Below are 1,677 nucleotides of genomic sequence, written 5' to 3'. Positions count from 1 at the left end.
CAGCGAGAGGACACGGACGCCTCCATCGCCGTCCAGCAAGGCTGGGCGTCCCGGGGCGCCTCCCCCACCTGGCTCTCGCACCTCGAGAAAACGACGTGGCAGTTCCACCGCTGGTATGCAGAGCGCATGCAGCTTTAGCAGGCTGGCTCGGCCTTTCGGCACGGCCGCCCCGGAATGGCCCGTGCCGAAAGCCCTGCTCACCCCGGAGTTGGCCCAGACCACGCCGCGCTTTCGGTTTGCCGCTACGGTGGCGGCCTCTGGCCAGCTGTTGCGCGGGGGCACGTGCACAGAGACGTTTGGCTATGGCGATGTGTTGAGCTTGACGCGCGGAGCGCGCGCGGGGAGGATGCGTTTGGCTATCGGGGAGAGTTTGTCTCGCTGGTGCGGCTGGCGTAGTCCTTCAGTCAAGGGGAGAGAACCGCACAGGCCTGACACCTCGCTCTGCGAGGAGAAAGAGCCGTGCCCCTGGGAGGAAGTCCACCCCTGCCCCGGCGCGAACGCAAAGCGGGACCAATAACGGACATAGTGTTCGGTTTTGCGACGAGACGGAGCCAGGAAATCATCAAGCCCACATCCTGTCTGCCGCCACGGCTTTCGGGTCGCTCAAGACTCGACCGGCACCCCGAAGCCGACACAACCGGACGGTCAGAGTCCAAGCAAAGATTTGCCCGTCCTCCAGGCCCGCGCTGCAAGACATGGCGGGAAAGTAGACAGCTCCCTCCTGGGGCGCTTTCTATCACAGGCTAGAGCATTTTCAGTGATCTCTGATGCGTCTGAGAGGCTTCCCAAGCGCTTCCATGTCTCGCCCGAGGCATGTCCCACAGCCTCGCCCGCAAAGCCATGACTCAACATAGGGTGAAAATGCTCTAGGCTCCGGACTCATAAAGGGGGTAGTCTGGGTCAACCGCGTGTGATGGGGTTCTGTGCTGTGAGGGAGGAAGTGCGCTGCCCAACTCTTTCTGGCTTTCTGACCGACAATTCGCGCGGCTCCAGCCGCTGTTGCCGACCAAGGTGCGGGGCGTGCCCCGGGTGGACGACCGGCGGGTCATCTCGGGGATCATCCACGTGTTGCAGAGTGGCTGCCGGTGGCGCGATGCGCCGGCGGTCTACGGGCCAGACAAGACGCTGTACAACCGGTTCGTGCGCTGGGCGGGCAAAGGCGTCTGGGACGGCGTGTTCGCGCGGCTGTCCGCGGCCGGGGGGCCGCCGGTGGCCCTGCTGCTGGATTCGACGCCGGCCAAGGCGCATCGGTCGGCGGCGGGCGGAAAAGGGAGGCGGACCATCAAGCCAACGGTCCCCAGGCCATCGGCAAATCCCGAGGAGGCTGGACGACCAAACTGCATCTGGTTGCCGCGAATGCCCGGACGGCCCTGACGCTGGCGTTATCTCCCGGGCAGGCGCATGACGCCCGGGCGGGGCGGCGGCTCCTGCGCCGCCTGAAGCCGGAGCCAGCGGGGCTGCCGGTGCTCATGGATCGGGCCTACGAGGGAGAGGAAACCCGCCACTTGGCTCTGGCGTTAGGGGTCACGCCCGTGGTCCCCCCGAAGCGCCACCGCGTTGCGCCCTGGACCTATGACCGCCAGCTGTACCGGAAACGCAATGAAGTGGAGCGGTTGTTCCGCCGCCTGAAAGCCTTCCGGCGCATCTTCACCCGATTTGACAAGCTCGACGTCCTCT

1 protein-coding gene and 1 pseudogene are annotated in these 1,677 nt (G+C 65.7%); both read left to right on the top strand.

The genetic code is table 11. The features are described from left to right. A partial coding sequence (locus J4F42_02300; protein ID MCE2484318.1) for a hypothetical protein occupies positions 1 to 138 on the top strand: 138 nt, incomplete at its 5' end. Positions 139 to 945: 807 nt separating this feature from the next. Further along, positions 946 to 1,677, top strand: a pseudogene (locus tag J4F42_02295) (IS5 family transposase).

Source organism: Desulfurellaceae bacterium (assembly GCA_021296095.1).
Lineage (GTDB): Bacteria > Desulfobacterota > Binatia > Bin18 > Bin18 > JAAXHF01.
The sequence above is the reverse complement of the archived record's forward strand: the minus strand, read 5'-3'. Positions and strand labels throughout refer to the sequence as shown.